The organism is Streptomyces sp. PU-14G (assembly GCF_041028275.1).
GTDB lineage: Bacteria > Actinomycetota > Actinomycetes > Streptomycetales > Streptomycetaceae > Streptomyces.
Map to the genome: position 1 here is coordinate 1 of NZ_JASKYT010000642.1, position 2,015 is coordinate 2,015.

At 74.5% G+C, this 2,015-nt stretch carries 2 protein-coding genes; both read left to right on the forward strand.

The window, feature by feature from the left end:
- The first annotated feature begins 230 nt into the window (after positions 1 to 230).
- Positions 231 to 1,418, forward strand: a complete 1,188-nt coding sequence (locus AB8Z75_RS34330; protein WP_369208966.1) for a sensor histidine kinase — start codon at positions 231 to 233, stop codon at positions 1,416 to 1,418.
- A gap of 23 nt (positions 1,419 to 1,441) precedes the next feature.
- The coding region (locus tag AB8Z75_RS34335) for a response regulator transcription factor (RefSeq protein WP_369208968.1) at positions 1,442 to 2,015 on the forward strand (574 nt) is incomplete at its 3' end.

Consider the following 2,015-nt stretch of genomic DNA (forward strand, 5'->3'; position numbering starts at 1 on the left):
GGACGGGGCCATGACGGACTGAGGTGAGCGGGTGGAGCGGAAGGGTCGGCCCCGTACTCGTGGCCCGTCCCTCCGCACGGGGTGCCGGTCGCAGGCCGGGTGGCGCCTGCCGTGACGATCCTGTGGTCTGCGCCGGGCGCGGCGGATCGACCGAACTGCCGAATCCCCGAGAGGCGCCTCGACCGAAAGGCCGAGGTGCACTCGACGGCGTTGCCGTAGCGTGACCTGGCATGATCTCCGCTCTTACCGTCCGAGTCCGCCCACGGCACGTACTGCTGGGCCTGGCGGGCGCGGCGCTCGGCGTGCTCGTCGTCCTGGAGGGGCTCAACGCCCCGCTCTGGCCGGTGGCTGCGCTGACGATCGCCTCCGGTCTGCTGTGCCTGAGCGCGCCGGCGGTACGGCAGCGCCACTTCCCGCGCCGGGCGGCCTGGGCGGTGGCCGGTTCCGCGCTGGCGACCGCGGCGGGTTCGCTGACGACTCACCGCCCGGAGAACACGCCCGGCATGGTGGAGGCCGGGGCACTGCTGATGGTGATCGTCCGGGCCGTACGGCACTGCCCGCCCCGGCAGGCGGTGGCCCTGAGTGCCGCGTCCGCCGTCGCGGCGGTGGCGCTCCCGCTGCGCATCGAGACCTGGGACAGCCTGACGCTGAGCATCATGGCGCTGCTCGCCTGCGTCGGCGTGCCGTTCGCTGCCGTGTTCGGCCTCTGCCTGCGCCTGTGGGACGCGCTGCGCGCGCGGGAGCGGGAGGCCGTCCTGCGGGAGCAGCGGCTGGGCTACGCGCGTGACCTGCACGACTTCGTCGCCCATCACGTCACTGCCATCGTCGCGCGAACCCGCGCCGCGCGCTTCGCCGCCGGGGCGGGTCAGGCGCCGTCGGTGGAGGACCTGGACCGGATGCTCGCGCAGATCGAGGAAGCCGGCTCGCAGGCGCTGGGGTCGATGCGGGCGATGGTCTCCTCGCTGCGGGACACCGCCGCGCCCGCGCCGACGCGTCCACCGGGTGACCCGCAGGCGTTGCGGGACCTGGTGGACGAGTTCGGCGGTACGGGGGCGCAGGCCGAACTCAGCCTGGACCCACGGCTCGCCCAACTGCCGCTGCCGCCGGAAACGGGCATCACCGTGCAACGGGTGGTGCAGGAGTCGCTGACGAACGTGCGCCGCCACGCGGCCGGGGCCACGCGCGTCACCGTGCGGGTGGCGCTGCGGCCGGACGACACCGTGGAGGTGGGGGTGACCGACGACGGACGCCCGGACACGGTGCCGTCCGGCCCCGCGGACGGTGGAGGGTTCGGCCTCGTCGGACTGACCGAGCGCGTCGAGGAGACCGGCGGAACCCTCACCACAGGGCCGCGCCCGGGCGGCGGATGGCGTGTCCTGGCCGTACTGCCGGCCAAGGACGCCGCCCCGACCCGCTGAGCCGGGCCGGCGCACCTGGGAACATGTCCGGCATGACGATCCGGGTACTCATCGCCGACGACCAGGAGATGGTCCGCGCCGCGTTCCGCATGATCCTCGACTCGCAGCCGGACCTGAGGGTCGTCGCGGAGGCGGCGGACGGCGTGTCCGCCGTCGAGCAGGCCCGCAGCCTGCGTCCGGACGTGTGCCTGCTCGACATCCGGATGCCCGGCCTCGACGGGCTGGACGCCACCCGGCTGCTGGCGGGACCGGGCGTCGCGGACCCGCTGAAGGTGCTGATCGCGACCACCTTCGACCTCGACGAGTACGTCTACCGCGCGCTGCGCAACGGCGCGTGCGGCTTCCTGCTCAAGGACGGCGCACCGGCGCTGCTGACCGAGGCCGTACGAGCCGCGGCGGCCGGCAACGCGATGATCTCCCCGTCCGTGACGGTCCGGCTACTCGCCCGGATGGCCACGGGCACCGACTCCGACACCGCCCCCACGGCGCACGGCACACCCGGTACACATGTCGCACACGCCCGTGCACACGAACACGCCCGTGCACACGGTCGCGGTCGGCGCGCGGAGCGTGGGCGGGGGAGCGAGGGGCCGGCGG